The organism is Streptomyces sp. NPDC057002, from assembly GCF_042673825.1.
Lineage (GTDB): Bacteria > Actinomycetota > Actinomycetes > Streptomycetales > Streptomycetaceae > Streptomyces.
In genome coordinates this window covers 245,667-261,834 of record NZ_JBHURZ010000010.1, presented here as the reverse complement: position 1 = coordinate 261,834, position 16,168 = coordinate 245,667, and the positions used below count along the sequence as shown (strand labels likewise).

Annotated in this window: 14 protein-coding genes; 8 read left to right on the top strand and 6 right to left on the bottom strand. The window is 71.0% G+C overall.

Annotation, left to right across the window (positions count from 1 at the left end):
• The first annotated feature begins 385 nt into the window (after positions 1-385).
• The 5 genes from ACFT32_RS38775 (at position 386) to ACFT32_RS38755 (ending at position 4,951) form a co-directional block, all read left to right on the top strand.
• Positions 386-910, top strand: coding sequence for a DUF1453 domain-containing protein (locus tag ACFT32_RS38775; protein ID WP_382498560.1), 525 nt, complete (start codon positions 386-388; stop codon positions 908-910).
• Positions 907-2,058, top strand: a complete 1,152-nt coding sequence (locus tag ACFT32_RS38770) for a sensor histidine kinase (protein ID WP_382498559.1) — start codon at positions 907-909, stop codon at positions 2,056-2,058. Before ACFT32_RS38775 ends, ACFT32_RS38770 begins: the two co-directional genes overlap by 4 nt.
• The gene (locus ACFT32_RS38765) at positions 2,055-2,732 is read left to right on the top strand and encodes a response regulator (RefSeq protein ID WP_382498556.1); all 678 of its coding nucleotides are present in this window, start codon (positions 2,055-2,057) and stop codon (positions 2,730-2,732) included. Before ACFT32_RS38770 ends, ACFT32_RS38765 begins: the two co-directional genes overlap by 4 nt.
• Positions 2,733-2,801: 69 nt before the next feature.
• The gene (locus tag ACFT32_RS38760) at positions 2,802-3,362 is read left to right on the top strand and encodes a DUF485 domain-containing protein (protein WP_382498554.1); all 561 of its coding nucleotides are present in this window, start codon (positions 2,802-2,804) and stop codon (positions 3,360-3,362) included.
• Positions 3,359-4,951 (top strand): cation acetate symporter, encoded by a 1,593-nt coding sequence (locus tag ACFT32_RS38755; protein WP_382498552.1) that lies wholly within the window; start codon positions 3,359-3,361, stop codon positions 4,949-4,951. Before ACFT32_RS38760 ends, ACFT32_RS38755 begins: the two co-directional genes overlap by 4 nt.
• 33 nt (positions 4,952-4,984) lie before the next feature.
• Here ACFT32_RS38755 and ACFT32_RS38750 read toward each other — a convergent pair whose 3' ends face one another.
• The 4 genes from ACFT32_RS38750 to ACFT32_RS38735 all read right to left on the bottom strand — a co-directional run bounded on the left by ACFT32_RS38750 (position 4,985) and on the right by ACFT32_RS38735 (position 9,747).
• Positions 4,985-5,665 (bottom strand): response regulator, encoded by a 681-nt coding sequence (locus ACFT32_RS38750; RefSeq protein ID WP_382498550.1) that lies wholly within the window; start codon positions 5,663-5,665, stop codon positions 4,985-4,987.
• Positions 5,665-7,335: an ATP-binding protein gene (locus tag ACFT32_RS38745; RefSeq protein ID WP_382498548.1), complete on the bottom strand. Its 1,671-nt coding sequence runs from the start codon at positions 7,333-7,335 to the stop codon at positions 5,665-5,667. The genes ACFT32_RS38750 and ACFT32_RS38745 overlap by 1 nt, the downstream gene beginning before the upstream one ends.
• A 157-nt stretch (positions 7,336-7,492) precedes the next feature.
• Entirely contained in the window at positions 7,493-8,437 is a 945-nt protein-coding gene (locus ACFT32_RS38740) for a sucrase ferredoxin (RefSeq protein WP_382498546.1), read from the bottom strand.
• Between the two features lie 53 nt (positions 8,438-8,490).
• Entirely contained in the window at positions 8,491-9,747 is a 1,257-nt protein-coding gene (locus ACFT32_RS38735) for a citrate/2-methylcitrate synthase (protein WP_382498543.1), read from the bottom strand.
• A gap of 110 nt (positions 9,748-9,857) precedes the next feature.
• Here ACFT32_RS38735 and ACFT32_RS38730 point away from each other — a divergent pair, with 110 nt between their 5' ends.
• Together ACFT32_RS38730 and ACFT32_RS38725 are read left to right on the top strand one after the other, a co-directional pair.
• Positions 9,858-11,021 carry a citrate synthase/methylcitrate synthase gene (locus ACFT32_RS38730; RefSeq protein ID WP_382498542.1) on the top strand — a complete coding sequence of 388 codons (1,164 nt, stop codon included), beginning with the start codon at positions 9,858-9,860 and terminating at the stop codon, positions 11,019-11,021.
• A gap of 261 nt (positions 11,022-11,282) precedes the next feature.
• The gene (locus ACFT32_RS38725) at positions 11,283-11,522 is read left to right on the top strand and encodes a hypothetical protein (RefSeq protein WP_382498540.1); all 240 of its coding nucleotides are present in this window, start codon (positions 11,283-11,285) and stop codon (positions 11,520-11,522) included.
• A gap of 74 nt (positions 11,523-11,596) precedes the next feature.
• Here ACFT32_RS38725 and ACFT32_RS38720 read toward each other — a convergent pair whose 3' ends face one another.
• Positions 11,597-12,154, bottom strand: coding sequence for a DUF6082 family protein (locus ACFT32_RS38720; RefSeq protein WP_382498537.1), 558 nt, complete (start codon positions 12,152-12,154; stop codon positions 11,597-11,599).
• A gap of 322 nt (positions 12,155-12,476) precedes the next feature.
• Between ACFT32_RS38720 and ACFT32_RS38715 the strand changes: the two genes are divergently transcribed.
• Positions 12,477-13,553, top strand: coding sequence for a CobW family GTP-binding protein (locus tag ACFT32_RS38715; RefSeq protein WP_382498535.1), 1,077 nt, complete (start codon positions 12,477-12,479; stop codon positions 13,551-13,553).
• 29 nt (positions 13,554-13,582) lie between these two features.
• Here ACFT32_RS38715 and ACFT32_RS38710 read toward each other — a convergent pair whose 3' ends face one another.
• On the bottom strand, positions 13,583-16,039 hold the full coding sequence (locus ACFT32_RS38710; RefSeq protein ID WP_382498533.1) for a DNA topoisomerase (ATP-hydrolyzing) subunit A: 2,457 nt from the start codon (positions 16,037-16,039) through the stop codon (positions 13,583-13,585).
• Between the last annotated feature and the right edge of the window lie 129 nt (positions 16,040-16,168).

The window sequence follows — 16,168 nt, the reverse complement described above, 5'->3', positions numbered from 1 at the left end:
GTTGTGGTTCCGCGCCAGCCGTGGGGGCCGGGGCCGCCGTGATGCGGGGTGGCGCCGTGCGGAGCGCCCCAGGAGGGGGCCGGCGGGGCGGGGCCGGGCGGCCGCGGGGCACGGCAGGGGCGGCGGTGACCGGCGTGAACCGCTCGTCGACATCGCTGTGCCGCCCGCGTTCGGGTGCGTCATCAGCGGTGCCCGCATGAGGCGTCCGGACTCGATACCGGCCTTGCCCGAGGTGTCTCTCCACCCGTGGGTGGAGAGGTGCCCGGGCTGGGGTCCACCCGTGATCCACCCTGGCTCCGATCCTGTGACCTGGCGATTTCCGTAGCGTCGAAGGCGTCGGCGGCACCCGCTGCCGGCACGTCCCTTGTTGCTCACGGAGGTTGTGATGTCCGGGCTCGTCGACGAGTTGGTTCTCGTGGCCGTTGCTGTGGTGGTGATCACCCGTCAGTTCCGCGCGAGCCGGATCGACGGCGGGCGCCGCTGGTGGCTTTTGCCCGCGATCCTGGCCGTCGTCGCGCTGCGCGAGCCCGGCATACTCGATCCGGGTCACCACTCGGCCTCGGTGCTCCTGCTCGGCGCCGAACTGCTCGTCGGCCTGGCCACCGGAGCCGGCTGGGCCTGGACCACCCGCATATGGGTGGAGCGGGACGGCACCGTGTGGAGCAAAAGCAGCATGGCGAGCGCCGCCGTCTGGGTAATCGGCATCGGACTGCGCGTCGGCCTCTTCGCGCTCGGGGCCGCCGCCGGCGTTCACCAGGACAGCTCGGCCCTGCTGTTGGGACTCGCCGGCACCCTTCTCGTCCGAGCCGGAATCCTGGCCTGGCGCGGTCAGTCGCCGCGCCCTGCCGTGAACATGAGCGGGGCGTACCGTGAAAGCACGGCCCGACCTGCGTGGAAGGAGCGTGTGTGAAGGAGAACGCCTGGACGCGCTGGCCTTCCCGGGAGGCGCTCAGCCGCGAGGGAATCTCACGCTCCCGCTGCATGCTGGCCTGGACGGTGCGGGCCCTGGTCCTCGGCCTGTTGCTGTGGGGTGCCTTCTCCGACGGTCATGCGGGAGGCCGGAGGGCGGCTGCCGGTGCCGGCGGAGTGCTGCTGGCGGCCCTGCTCGCCTGGGCGTTCTTCCGGACCACACTCCAGCATCGCCTGTGGCCGTCGCTGGCTTCGCTCGCGCTGCTCCAGGGCCTTGCCGTCGCGGCCCATATGTCGGGGTTCGAGGTGGCGGCCCTGGTCATGTGGTGCGGGTGCGCCGTCTCGGCGCTGGAACGGCTTCCCTCGGCAGTCGCCCTCACCGCAGCCGGCGTGGCGCTCGGTTCGTACGGTGCCGTCAACAACGACGGCATACTGACGTCCGTGGTCACCGGAGTCGGCATCGCCCTCGCGGGATACACGCTGCGTCTCGACGCCGAGGCCCGTGGCAGTGCCCAGCGGCTGCTCGCCCAGGAGCGGGCCGCACGCGTGGCCGAGGCGGAGACGGCGGCGCTCGCGGAGCGGGCCCGCATAGCGCGGGAGATCCACGACGTGCTGGCGCACAGCCTCTCTGCCCAGCTCGTGCACCTGGAGGCCGCCCGGCTGCTGATCGAGCGCGGAGGGGAACGGGAGCAGGTGCTAGAACGAGTGGTGGCGGCACGCGAGATGGCGCGCGGCGGACTCTCCGAGACCCGGCATGCGCTCTCGGCCCTGCGTGGAGAGCTGACCCCGCTGGAGGACTTCCTGAATCAGCTGGTGGGTTCGGCCGACGGCGCCGAGATCACCATCACGGGTGAACGCAGGGCCCTGCCGGCCGAGGCCTCGCAGACCGTGCGCAGAGCCGCCCAGGAGGCCCTGACGAACGTCTGCAAGCACGCTCGGGGCGCCAAGGTGCGCCTGCGGCTCGATTACCGTCCGCACGAAGTGACCCTCGACGTGCGGGACTCGGGCGGCTCGCCGGGCGAGCTGACCCGGACGGGCGCCGGGTACGGTCTGCTGGGCATGCGGGAGCGTGCCGAGCTGCTGGGCGGTTCGCTCGAGGCCGGGCCGGGCGAAGAGGGGTTCGTCGTGACGTTGAAGGTGCCGGTATGACGCAGGAGGCCGAGCGAAAGCCCGCTCGGGTGGTGGTCGTGGACGACCAGACCGTGGTGCGCGAGGGCATCGTGATGCTGCTCGGTCTGCTGCCCGGGATCGAGGTGGTCGGCGCCGCCGGAGACGGTGAGGAGGCGGTGAGGCTCGTCGCGGAACTGGCCCCGGACGTGGTGCTGATGGACCTGCGCATGCCCCGCTGCGACGGAGTGGAGGCGACCCGCCGCATCCGCGCGCAGCACCCCGGGACACAGGTTGTGGTGCTCACGACGTACGCGGACGACGAGTCCCTGTTCCCGGCCCTGGCCGCCGGGGCGCGCGGCTATCTCACGAAGGACGCGGGCGGAGACGAGATCGTGCGGGCCGTGCACAGTGTGCTGTCCGGGGAGGCGGGGCTCTCGCCGAGCATCCAGAGACGGCTGCTGGAACGCCTGGCGGAGCCGAGGCCGGCGGCGCCTGCTGAGGCGCCGGACGGGCTCACCGTGCGGGAGACGGAGGTGCTGCTCCTCATCGCCGACGGGCTCAGCAACCACGAGATCGGCCGCAGACTCCATGTCTCCACCGCGACCGTGAAGACCCACATCAACAACCTCTTCGCCAAGGCGGGGATCAAGGACCGTGCCCAGGCGGTGCGTTACGCCTATGGAAAGGGTCTCGTGCGGCCACCAGCGGGTTGAGTCACCTGAAGGGGTGAAGCGGAAAGGGAAGGGAAGTCGGGGATCTTCCCGTTCTGTCCATCCTTGGGTATGCAGCCAAGCAAGGGCCGTCCCCGCGGAAGCGGGGCCGGTGAGGAAAGTTGGGTCGAGCCTCTCGACGCTCAGGAGCCGGTCCCGGCCGAGGAGGCCGGGCATCTCAGGTACGACGATCCCTGGTACGACGCCCTGGCCTCCGGCTGGGGCGAGTCGGTCGGTGCCGGGGCGGCCGCTCCGGCGGTGGTGCCACCGGCGCGTAGGGAGGGCGAGACCGGGCCCGCGCCGGCCGAGGTGTACCTGGAAGTGCAGCGCAGCGCGGCCTTCCAGGAGGTGCGACGGAGGTACCGGAGGTTCGTGGTGCCGGCCTTCGTGGCCTTCTTCGCCTGGTACGTGGGCTACGTCGTGGCTGCCACGACCGCGCCGGAGCTGATGGCCCGGCCCGTGGCCGGAGCGGTGAACGTGGCGATGGCCGCGGGGCTCGGGCAGTTCCTGACCACGTTCCTGCTCACCTGGGCGTACGCGCGGCACGCCCGGCTGCGCAGGGACCGGGCGGCGCTCGAACTGCGCTGGGACACACAGGAACTGACGCGCGGAACGAACGGCGGTGTCTCGTGACGGGGGAACATCAGACGCTGGCGCTGCTGCTGTTCAGCGCGTTCGTCGCGGTCACGCTGGCGATCACGACGTGGGTGAGCCGTAGACGGCGTGGTTCGGCGGAGGAGTTCTACGCGGGCGGGCGGCTCTTCTCACCTATGGAGAATGGTTTTGCCCTCGCCGGCGACTACATGTCGGCCGCCTCCTTCCTGGGGGTCACCGGGCTCATCGCGCTGTTCGGCTACGACGGGCTGCTGTATGTCGTCGGGTTCCTCGTGGCCTGGCTGGTGGTGCTGTTCCTCGTCGCCGAACTGGTGCGCAACTGCGGCCGGTTCACGCTCGCCGACGTCGTGGCGGCGCGGATGAGGGAGCGGCCGGTACGGATCGCGGCGGGAACCTCCTCGGTCACCGTGTCCGTTCTGTACCTGGTGGCGCAGATGGTCGGCGCGGGCAGCCTGGTGGCGCTGCTGCTGGGGGGTACGAGCGAGGCCGCTCGGGCCTGGACGGTCATCGGCGTGGGCGCGCTCATGGTGATCTATGTGTCGCTGGGAGGGATGCGGGCGACCACGTGGATTCAGATCGTCAAGGCCGTTCTGCTGCTCGGCGGCACCATCGCGCTGACGGTGCTCGTCCTGATGCGCTTCCACGGCGACCTGGACCGGCTGCTGCTCACGGCGGCGGAGCGCAGCGGTCACGGGGAGGCGTTCCTGGCGCCCGGGTTGAAGTACGGCGGGGACTGGACCGCTCGCTTCGACTTCATCAGTCTGGGACTGGCCCTGGTGCTGGGTACGGCCGGGCTGCCGCACATCCTGTCCCGCTTTTACACCGTCCCCACCGCGCGCGCCGCACGCCGCTCGGTCGTCTGGGCCGTCGGACTGATCGGCGGCTTCTACCTGATGACGATCGTGCTCGGCTTCGGCGCCGCCGCCCTCGTGGGGCCGGACGCCGTGCGCGGGTCGAACGCGGCCGGGAACACGGCGGTTCCGCTGCTGGCGCTCGATCTGGGCGGCGGTGCCGGGTCCACGGGAGGGACAGTTCTCTTCGCGATCGTCGCCGCGGTCGCGTTCGCCACGATCCTCGCCGTGGTCGCCGGGATCACGCTCGCGTCCTCGGCCTCGGTGGCGCACGACCTGTACGCGTCCTTGCGGCGGCGGGGCGGCAAGCCGCGCAGTGAGGTGGCGGTGGCCCGCGTCGCGGCAGTCGGAGTGGGGGTGGTGGCGATCGCCCTCAGCCTGCTGGCGCGGGATCTCAACGTGGCGTTCCTGGTGGGTCTCGCCTTCGCCGTCGCCGCGTCGGCGAACCTCCCCGTGCTGCTCTACTCCCTGTTCTGGCGAGGCTTCACGACACGTGGCGCCGTGTGGGCCGTCTACGGCGGTCTTGTTCCGGCCGTGGTGCTCGTGGTGCTGTCACCCGTGGTCTCGGGCAGCCCGGACTCGCTGTTCCCGGGCATCGATCTCCAGTACTTCCCGTTGCAGAACCCGGGCCTGGTCTCGATCCCGCTGGGCTTCCTCGCGGGCTGGCTGGGCACGGTCACCTCGACGGACGTCCCGGACGAGGCCAAGCACGCGGAGACCGAGGTGCGGTCGCTGACCGGGGCGGGAGCAGCGTAGGGGGCGGTGCCTTCCCCGGCCGGACTGTTCGGGCTAGGAGCGGGTTGCCCACACGTAACGGTGTTCCGGGCGGCCCGCGTCCCCGTACTTGAGGGTCAGCCTGGCCCGTCCCGTGCGCTCCAGGAGCTTCAGATAGCGCTGGGCGGTCTGGCGGCTCACCCCGGTGCGCTCGGCGATCTCCTGGGCGGACAGAGGCCCGTCGGCGTGCATCAGGGACTGACGGACCAGCTCCGCGGTGGTGGGGGAGTGCCCTTTGGGCAGATCGGGCTCCGACGGGGTCGACAGCGCCCCGAAGATACGGTCCACCTCGGCCTGCTCGGCCTCCCCGCCGCCGTCGAGGGTGCGGCGCAGCTCCGCGTACGCCTCCAGCTTGGCGCGCAGGCCGGCGAAGGCGAACGGCTTGACCAGGTACTGCAGGGCGCCCTGCCGCATCGCCGCCTGCACGGTGGACACGTCCCGGGCCGCCGTCACCATGATCACGTCGGTCTGGTGGCCGCGCCGCCGCATCTCCTGGACGACCTGCAGCCCTGTCTCGTCGGGCAGGTAGTGGTCCAGGAGCACCAGGTCCAGCCGGGGCAGTGTCTCCAGCTGGAGCAGCGCCTCGGCGGCGCTGTGGGCTGCGCCGGCGACGTGGAAGCCCGGCACCTTCTCGACGTAGGCGGCGTTGACCCGCGCGACTCTGGTGTCGTCGTCCACGACCAGGACCTCGATCATCACGACTCCTTCTTGGCGGTCTGCGGGGCTGACGGCACGGCCAGGGCCGGTTCGGGACCCGGCTCGGCGAGCGCTTCGGGCAGGACGACGGTGAACTCCGCGCCCCCGCCGTACGCCTCGTCGACGGTCGCGCTGCCCCCCTGTCGCTCAGCGAGCCTGCGCACCAGGGAGAGGCCGATGCCCCGCTCGCGGTGCGCCGGCGGCTTCTTCGTGGACCATCCGGCGGTGAAGATCAACTCCCGGTGCTCCGGCGGGATTCCCGGGCCCGTGTCGCGCACCCGGAGGATCGCCGTACGCCCTTCGGCGCGCAGTTCGACCTCCACGCGTGCGTGCGGCTTGCCCGCCACGGCGTCGAGGGCGTTGTCCACCAGGTTGCCGACAACGGTCACGAGCCCCTGGGGGTCGATCAGCCGGTCGGGCAGCCGGGTCCGGTCCGACACCCCCAGGGCGACGCCACGCTCGGCCGCCACGGTCGCCTTGCCCACCAGCAGCGCGGCGAGCAGCGGGTCTTCGATCCGCTCGGTGACCTGCTCCGCGGTGGCCCGGTGGTCACCGACGACTTCCCCGACGAACTCGACGGCGTCGTCGTACATCTCCAGTTCGAGCAGCCCCAGGAGCGTGTGCATACGGTTGGCGTGTTCGTGGTCCTGGGCGCGCAGGGCGTCGATCAGACCACGGGTGGAGTCGAGTTCGCGGCCCAGTTGCTCCAGCTCGGTGCGGTCGCGCAGGGTGGCCACGGCGCCGCCGTCGTCGGTGGGCATGCGGTTGGCGACCAAGACGCGCTGGCCGCGCACGGTGAGCAGGTCCGTGCCGGTCACCCGCCCGGCCAGCACATCGGCCGTGCGGCCCGCGCCCAGCGCCTCGTCGGGGGAACTCCCCACCGCGGCGTCGTCGATGCTCAGCAGCCGCTGCGCCTCGTCGTTGAGGAGACGGATGCGGCCGGTGCGGTCCAGGGCGACGACGCCCTCCCGGATGCCGTGCAGCATCGCCTCGCGTTCCGACAGGAGCGCCGCGATGTCGGAGAAGGCCAGGTCCCGGGTCTGCCTGTGGACCCGCCGGGAGATGAGCCACGCGGCCAGCGCACCGACGGCCAGCGCGCCGCCGGCGTACGCGAGCAGCCCCGGGATCGCGTGGATCAGCCGGGCCCGGACGCTGTCGTAGGCGATGCCGACCGAGACGGCGCCGACGACGGAGCCGTCACTGTCGCGCAGCGGCACTTTGCCCCGAGCGGAGCGGCCCAGGGTGCCGCTGTCGATCTCCATGACCTCCTTGCCGGCCAGGGCCTGGCCGGGGTCGGTCGAGACGATGCCGCCGATCTGCTTCTTGTCGGTGTGCGACCAGCGCACACCGCGCCAGTCCATCACCACGATGTACTCGGCCTTGGTGGCCTTGCGGATCCGCTCCGCCTCCTGCTGCACCGGGCCGTTCGGGGAGGGAGGAGTGTCCCTCACGTCCTGTGCGAGATCCGGCTGCTGGGCGGTCGTCTGCGCGATCGCGAGCGCGCGGCGCATCGCCTGGTCGTCCAGCTGGTTGCTCAGAGGCGCGAGGAACAGCCCGGTCGCGAGGACCGCGACTCCCGCGGCGATCGCCACCTGCATCAGCAGCACCTGCGAGAACACCCGCCGCGGGAGGCCGAGGCGCAGGCGGCGTGCGGGGGGAGTGGGGCTCATACCCAAGACGGTACGTGCGGCTGCCTACCTGCCGTAACGGGTGTGGCGTGGATCTCTTGATCAATGCTTGCGAGGGCGGCACCGGGCGAACACGGCATCAATGCTTGAACATGGCATCCATGCTTGATCGGGACAGCGCCGCCCCCAGGCCGGCCGGTCAGCTCGCGAGCGCCGTCGTCACCCTCATCTCGCGCACCGCCACGACATCCATCCGTGCTGGCGTACCGAGGACGGACGCCCCGCAGCTCTCCGGGCGGGGCGGCAGAGCCGCGCCCTGGGCCACCTCGACCTGCCAGCGGCGCCCGTCGGTGTGGGCGACGGTCACCTCCCAGCGCGGGGCCGCGCCCGCCGTCCGTACGACGCTCAGCGCCTCCGCGGCATACTCGCCGGTCGCGGTGCGCACGGCGAGTTCGGCCGCCTGACCGGGCCGTTCCCAGGCCGAGCTGCCCCGGCAGCCCTCCACGACGATCCGCCCTTCCGCGGCGCCGTGCAGGACCTCCTTGAGGGTGTGGGCCTCGTTCCGGCCGTACGCGTATCCGTAGGGCAGCACGAGCACGGTCGGGGAGAAGCGGTGACCACCCAGATGGGTGACCTCCCAGACGCCCTCGACCCCCGACGTGGCGAGCTCGGCCGCGAGGGGCCGGCCCAGGAGGGCGCAGCAGCGGTCCCGCTTGCCGTTGGTGCAGACGAGGGCGAGCGGATCACCGTCGTCGGGCAGGCCACCGAGCACCGCGTCGAACGTGTGGTGGTCGCCCCGGCCGAGCGCGGCGAAGTCGAGATCGAGCAGTTGCTCCGGGTCCGAGGTCGTGGCGCCGTGCAGCCACACGTTTCCCGGGACGGTGTGGGCCGCGTACACCCGGCGCGAGGAGGGCATACGGCGGTCCGCGTGGCGTCCGGGTCGGCGGATGAGTGCGATCCGCACGCCCGTGTCCTTGGCGGCAGCCTCCAGGGCACGGCCCAGCGCGGGGTCCAGGTGGCTCGAGGTGAGAGCCTTGGCACCCCACGGACCAGGTTGTTCCAGCAGCAGCCAGGTCCTCGCGGTGGCCGCGGTTGCCGAAACGGGCTCGTCGAAGTCCCGGGAGACGCTCGTGCACGTACTCACACAGGTGAGCCTAACCTGAGTTGGCTCGCGGCGACGTCCGGGCCCGCCCTGCCCTACTCCGGCAGTGGCCGAGGCGGCTTCGGACCCGCGTAGAGACCGCTCGGACGCATGCGCAGGGGGCGTTCGCCGTACTCCTCCAGGGCGTGAGCGATCCAGCCCGCCGTACGGGCCACGGCGAAGATCGTCTCGCCCGCGGTCGACGGCATGCCGCAGGACGCGGTGAGCACGGCGAGCGCCAGGTCGACGTTGGCGTGCAGCGGGGCGTGGCGAGCGGTGGTCTCGACGATGTCGCGGGCCGCGAGCAGGGCGGGCTCCGCGCGGGGGATCTCTTCCAGGAGGGTGAACAGGGCACGCGCGCGTGGGTCCTCGCCGGGGTAGAGCCGGTGGCCGAGTCCCGGGATGCGGCGGCCGGCGCGCAGTTCGTCCGCGATCACGGGCGCGGCGTCACCCTGGTCGAGGACGTCGAGGAGCAGCCGGTGGGCGAGCCCGCTGGCCGCGCCGTGCAGCGGGCCCTCGATCACGCCCAGCCCTGCGGAGACCGCCGCGTAGGCGTGGGCACGGGCCGACGCCGCGACGCGCACCGCGAGCGTGGAGGCGGCCAGATCGTGGTCGACGAGCAGGGCGAGAGCGGTGTCCAGGGCGCGCAGCGACGCCTCGTCGGCGTCGCGCCCGGTCAGCCGGATCCACAGGCGGTGGGCCAGGGGGCCCTCGTCGCGGCGGTCGTGTCTCACGGGCGGCAGAGCGGCGACGAGCGTGGGAATGAGTGTGCGCGCTGTGCCGAGCACGGCCTCCTCGGACAGGTCGAACCGCAGCGGGTCGGCGGTAGCGGCGGCGATCGTGGCGACGCGCAGCAGATCCGTGGGCGCGGCGTGCTCGGGCAGTGCGTCGACGGCGCGGCGGGCCACGGCGACGGAGGCGGCGGGCGCGGTGAAGGTGGCGCCCGGGTGCATCCGGCCCGTCCACAGCCACTCGGCGACCTCCTCGTAGGTGTGCCGTGCGGCCAGGTCCACCGCGTCGACACCGCGGAAGTAGTAGTGGTCGCTCTCGATGAGCGTGATGCGGGTCCGTACGGACAGCTCGCCGCCGGATCCGGAACTGCCCGTGCCCTCCCGCCTGTTGCGCCGGGCGAGCGCCTCGACCTCCCCGGCGTCGAAGGTGCTGCCCCGGCCGCCGGCCATCCGCCGGCTGCTGAGCTGACCGCGGCTCACGTACGCGTACACGGTCTCCGCCTTCACACCGAGCAGCTCGGCGGCCTCCTTGGTGCTCAGCCGCCTGTCCGCATCTCGGGGGGCGGGTTCTTGATCGCGCATGGGGGTCACCGTATCCGCCTAGCGGCCCATTGACTGATGTATTGATTGGATCAATATTGACACGACTTAAGTCAATCATGGACAGTCGAATCAAGTCCAGGGAGGAAGACATGTCCGTCAACAGGTCCGCAGCCACTCTTCTCGACGTGCCACGGGGGCTCGCCGGGGTCGTCGTCACCGACACCCGGATCGGTGACGTCCGCGGTCTCGAGGGCTTCTACCACTACCGGCAGTACTCGGCCGTCGACCTCGCGCGGACCCGCGGGTTCGAGGACGTCTGGCACCTGCTCGTGCACGGCGAACTGCCGGACGCCGGGCGCAGGGCGGCCTTCGTGGCCGAGACCGCCGCGCTGCGGCGGCTCCCCGACGAGGTGCGAGCCGCTCTGCCGGCCATAGCGGCGGCCGGCGGGCGTTCCGGCCCGCTCGCCGGGATGCGTACGGCGCTGTCGCTGCTGGGTGCGGCGAAGGGGTTCCGTCCCGTGTACGACATCGACGCCGAACAGCGTCTGCGGGACACGCTCGAGGCGGCCGCCGCCGTACCCACACTGCTCACCGCGCTGCACCGGCTGGGGCGGGGGCTCGAGCCCGTGGAGCCGCGCGAGGATCTGTCGTACGCGGCGAACTACCTCTACATGCTGACCGGCTCGGTGCCGACCGAGCGGCACGCCCGGGCGATCGAGCAATATCTGATCTCAACCATTGATCACGGATTCAATGCATCAACCTTCACGGCCCGGGTCATCGCGTCGACCGGCGCGGACGTGGCGGCGTGCCTCGCCGGTGCGGTGGCGGCGCTGTCCGGGCCGCTGCACGGAGGTGCGCCCAGTCGCGCGCTGGACACCCTGGACGCGATCGGCACCCCGGACCGGATCGACTCCTGGGTGCGTCAACGCGTGCTCGCGGGAGATCGCATCATGGGCTTCGGGCACGCGATCTACCGCACGGAGGACCCGCGGTCCCGGATGCTGCGCGAGGTCGCCCAGGCGTTCGGCGGGCCGCGCGTGGACTTCGCCGTGGAGGTCGAGCGTCACGTCGAGGCGATCCTGGCGGAGCTGAAGCCCGGCCGTGAGCTCCACACCAACGTCGAGTACTACGCGGGCGTGGTCATGGAACTCTGCGGCCTGCCCCGAGAGATGTTCACCCCGACCTTCGCCGCCGCGCGGGCGGTGGGCTGGAGCGCCAACATCCTGGAGCAGGCGGCGGACACGAAGATCATCAGGCCGGTGGCGCGGTATGTGGGGCCGGAGGCGCCGGTGTCCGTGCCGACTGCATAAACGGCCACAACTGCCCTATACGGGCTGATGATCGATTCTTCGCTGCCTTCCGTCACTCTTGCGGATGTTCTCCAGGATCGCGCGTGCCTCCACCCCCGCGGGTGATAAAACAGGGCCGCAAAGATGCCTTGCCTCCTTGGGGCGTGGGGGCGGGCTGTGTGCGTGTCGCGCGGCGGCCAAGGCTCGGGCCTGCGAGGATGCCACCGCTCGCGCGGCCGCGGGCGCAGGCGCTTGTGCCTTGAGAACAGAGGGAATTCAACAGTGAGTCAGATCATCCGCCGCCTTGGTGTCGCTCCCCGCTATCGAGGCAGTGCCGGTGGCGGGACATGTCCCGACATCTTTGAATTGGCCGACGGGAACTTCGCGGTCATCGGTACGGATGTCACTGACTCCCTCGACACCCAGCTGCCCGCCGACGCCGGACGCGCCGACTATGAACGCATCGTCGTCATCACGCGGGAGACGCTGGTCAAGGCGAAGAAGGACATCCCCGACGCCTAGTGATGCCGCAGTGATGGCGTCGTCGTGAAGGAGCCGTCCCGTCTCGGCGCTGCCGTGTGGGACGGCTCCTCCCGTCATGGGTCGATGGGAGGCTCACCGACCACCCACCACTCATCGGTGTCTGCTTCGTCGAGTTGCAGGAGCAGGTCGTCGACGAGTCGGCCGAGTTCCGCCTCCTCGGTGCCCGTGAGGCTCGCGCGCTGCCCTTTGGTCGCGTACCAGTACTCCCTGACGATCGGGTTCTGGAAGATGCCCCGGACGTGCTTGAAGAACTCGTCCCTTCCCATGTTGCCGATGCGGTAGTAGCAGAGCAGGTTGGTGTACAGGGCGTTTGCGAAGAGGTACTGCCGACGCCGCTCAGGGGTGACGGGCCTCTCGAAGATGTCCAGGACCTCGGCGAGTTCGGTGTCGTCGATCGCCTTGCTCAACAGCTCCCAGTGCTGCCGCTGCTGCCTGGCCAGATTGGAGCGCTGCTGCGTGCGGGCGTGCTGTTCCAGCTGGTCCAGGCGTTCGTGCAGCGTGTCCATCGCCTGCTTCTGTGCCGCCATGGCGACGAGAGCGCCGGCCACCACGCCGAGGCCGGCCGCGGCAGCTGAGCGCAGTCCCTGTATCCCAAAATTCCGTGTGGCCATGTCAACCCCCGAGTCAGGCGGCCGTCCGCCGGTCGTCGGGATGCGGGTCGACTGGAGGGGACCGGCGAGCAGTGGGCGGCGCTTGCCGTCTCCCCAGAGTGCCGAGCGGCTCTGATCGGCGGGGAGGCGGAGAGGCGGCGCACGGAGGGAAGCGAGGGTCGCACGATCCGGCGCCTTGCCGAACGTCTGCCCCGCAAGTGCAGCTAACAATCGTTCACTTCGGCGCGATTCTTGCGGCTCGTATCCTGGTTCGGCATTCATTCTTCGTCCCTGTGCCGAGAACGCGAGCCGGTGCACGCGTCGGCGTGAGAGAGGTCGCACGGTGAGCCAGCCGAGCCCGAGTCCGAGTCAGAGCCCGAGTCCGCGGCAGATCCCGGTCGTGGTGCTGGCCGGATTCCTCGGATCCGGAAAGACCACGCTGCTCAATCATCTCCTCCACCGCAGCGGAGGCAGCCGGATCGGCGCGGTCGTCAACGACTTCGGGGCCATCGAGATCGACGCGATGGCCGTCGCGGGCGCGCTCGGCGACTCGACCGTCTCGCTCGGCAACGGATGCCTGTGCTGCGCCGTCGACGCCGGCGAACTGGATCTCTATCTCGAGCGGCTCACGGAGCCGTCCCTCGGCATCGACGTCATCGTCATCGAGGCCAGCGGTCTCGCCGAGCCGCAGGAACTCGTGCGGATGGTGCTCGCGAGCGAGGATCCGCGGATCGTGTACGGCGGGCTCGTCGAGGTCGTCGACGCCGCCGAGTTCGACGACACCCGGACCAGGCATCCCGAGATCGACCGCCATCTCGCGCTGGCCGACCTCGTCGTGGTCAACAAGGCCGACCGGGCGGCGGACGGCGAACGCGTCCTCGGGCTGGTCCGATCCCTCGTCGACCGCGCGGCCGTCGTCCCGGCCACCTACGGCCGGATCGACCCCGAGTTCCTCTTCGACTGCCGGCCGAGCGAGGAACGCGTCGGGCAGCTGTCCTTCGACGACCTGCACGAGACCGGAGCGGACAGCCATGCCGGGCATCTGCACAGCGCGTACGACAGCCTGTCGTTCGTCTCCCGGGAGCCCCTCGACCCACGCCGGCTGATGGAGTTCCTCGACAGCCGTCCCGAGGGGCTGTACCGGATCAAGGGGTACGTCGACTTCGGCCCCTACGACGTCCGCAACCGCTACGCCGTCCACGCCGTCGGACGGTTTCTGCGCTTCTACCCGGAGCCCTGGCCGGCCGGCGACGAACGCTTCTCCCAGCTGGTCCTCATCGGTTCCGGGATCGACACCGGCGCCCTCGACAAGCAGCTCGACGCGTGCCGCAGCGAGGCCCCACACGCCGATGAGCACGGCATGTGGGGCGTCCTGCGGTACGTACCGGGCACCGAGGAGGATCTCGCGGAGCCTGCCTAGGTGTGCTGTCCGGGCCCTCCGGAGTTCTCCTAGACCGGGCCCGCCACCACCCATACGGTCTTCGCCAGGGACACCCCCGAGCCGTCCCGCCGCGGGTCGATCTCGGGGAGGTCGACCGGAGTGCCGTTCTTCTGCGCGGCGAGGGCCGGGACCGGGCCCGCCCAGGCCAGGGACAGGCAGTCCTCGCCCTTCAGGAACCGCTGGCAGCGGACGCCGCCCGTGGCGCGGCCCTTGCGCGGGTACTGGTCGAGGGGGGTCACCTTGGCCGTCGTCTGGACGGAGTCGTCCAGCGTGCCGCGCGAGCCCGCTACGGTGAAGACCACGGCGTCCGCTGCCGGATCCACCGCCGTGAAGGAGATGACCTTCGCGCCCTCCGTGAGCTTGATGCCCGCCATGCCGCCCGCCGCGCGGCCCTGGGCGCGGACCTGCGCTGCCGGGTAGCGCAGCAGCTGGGCGTCGTCGGAGATGAAGATCAGATCCTCGTCGCCGGTACGCAGTTCCACCGCGCCGACGATCCGGTCGCCCTCCTTGAGGGTGATCACCTCGAGCTCTTCCTTGTGGGACGGATAGTCCGGCACCACACGCTTGACGACGCCCTGCGCCGTGCCGATCGCCAGGCCCGGCGACGACTCGTCGAGGGTCGTCAGACAGACCACCGTCTCGTCGTCCTCCAGGGAGACGAACTCCGCCAGCGGGGCACCCCCCGCGAGGTTCGGCATCGACACCGACTCCGGGAGCTGGGGCAGGTCGATCACGTTCAGCCGCAGCAGCCGGCCCGTCGAGGTGACCGCGCCCACCTCGCCACGGGCGGTGGCCGGCACCGCCGAGACGATCACGTCGTGCTTCACGCGCTCGGCGCCGGCGTCCTCCGCGAACGGCTCGCCGTTCGCCGTACGGGCCAGCAGGCCCGTGGAGGACAGCAGCACCCGGCACGGGGCGTCGGCCACCTGGAGCGGCACGGTCGCGACCGGCGTACCGCCCGCCTCCAGCAGGTCCGTACGCCGGTCGGTGCCGAACTTCTTGGCGACGGTGGCCAGTTCGGAGGAGACCAGCTTGCGCAGCTCGGCGTCCGAATCGAGGATCCGGGTCAGTTCCTCGATCTCCGCGTTGAGCCGGTCCTTCTCCGCCTCCAGCTCGATGCGGTCGAACTTCGTCAGACGGCGCAGCGGCGTGTCGAGGATGTACTGCGTCTGCACCTCGCTCAGCGAGAACTGCTCCATCAGGCGCTGCTTCGCCTGCGCGGAGTTCTCGCTGGAGCGGATGACGCGGATGACCTCGTCGATGTCCAGCAGGGCCGTCAGCAGGCCCTCGACCAGGTGCAGCCGGTCGCGCTTCTTGCCGCGGCGGAACTCCGAACGCCGCCGTACGACGTTGAAGCGGTGGTCGAGGTAGACCTCCAGGAGCTCCTTGAGGCCCAGCGTGAGCGGCTGGCCGTCGACCAGGGCCACGTTGTTGATGCCGAAGGACTCCTCCATCGGCGTCAGCTTGTACAGCTGCTCCAGGACCGCCTCCGGCACGAAGCCGTTCTTGATCTCGATGACCAGACGCAGGCCGTGCTGGCGGTCGGTGAGGTCCTTGACGTCGGCGATGCCCTGGAGCTTCTTCGAGCCGACCAGGTCCTTGATCTTGGCGATCACCTTCTCCGGGCCGACCGTGAAGGGCAGCTGGGTGACGACGAGGCCCTTGCGGCGGGCCGTCACGGTCTCCACGGCGACGGTCGCCCGCATCTTGAACGTGCCGCGGCCCGTCTCGTACGCGTCCCGGATGCCGGGCAGGCCGACGATGCGGCCGCCGGTGGGCAGGTCGGGGCCCGGGACGTGCTTCATCAGCGCGTCCAGATCCGCGTTCGGGTACCGGATCAGGTGGCGGGCGGCCGCGATGACCTCGCGCAGGTTGTGCGGCGGCATGTTCGTGGCCATGCCGACGGCGATGCCCGAGGCGCCGTTGACCAGGAGGTTCGGGAAGGCGGCGGGCAGGGCCACCGGCTCCTGCTCCTGGCCGTCGTAGTTGGGGTTGAAGTCGACGGTGTCCTCGTCGATGGAGTCCGTCATCAGGCTCGTCGCCTCGGCCATCCGGCACTCGGTGTACCGCATGGCGGCCGGCGGGTCGTCATTGCCCAGCGAGCCGAAGTTGCCGTGGCCGTCGACCAGGGGGACGCGCATCGAGAAGGGCTGGGCCATGCGCACGAGGGCGTCGTAGATCGACGCGTCGCCGTGCGGGTGCAGCTTGCCCATCACCTCGCCGACGACACGGGCGCACTTGACGTACCCGCGCTCGGGGCGCAGGCCCATCTCGCTCATCTGGTAGACGATGCGGCGGTGCACCGGCTTGAGGCCGTCGCGTGCGTCCGGCAGGGCGCGGGAGTAGATGACCGAGTACGCGTACTCGAGGAAGGAGCCCTGCATCTCGTCGACGACGTCGATGTCGAGGATCCTCTCCTCGTACGAGTCGTCGGGCGGCGGGGTCTTCGTGCTGCGGCGGGCCATCGCTGCCGGCTCCTTGCCTCTGCGATCCGGATCTGACGCCGACCATTGTGGACCGCCGCACTGACAACCGGGACCAGGACCCGGTCTCTGACGCCCGCCGCGCCGTCCGGGCCCGGCACAGCGGGTCAC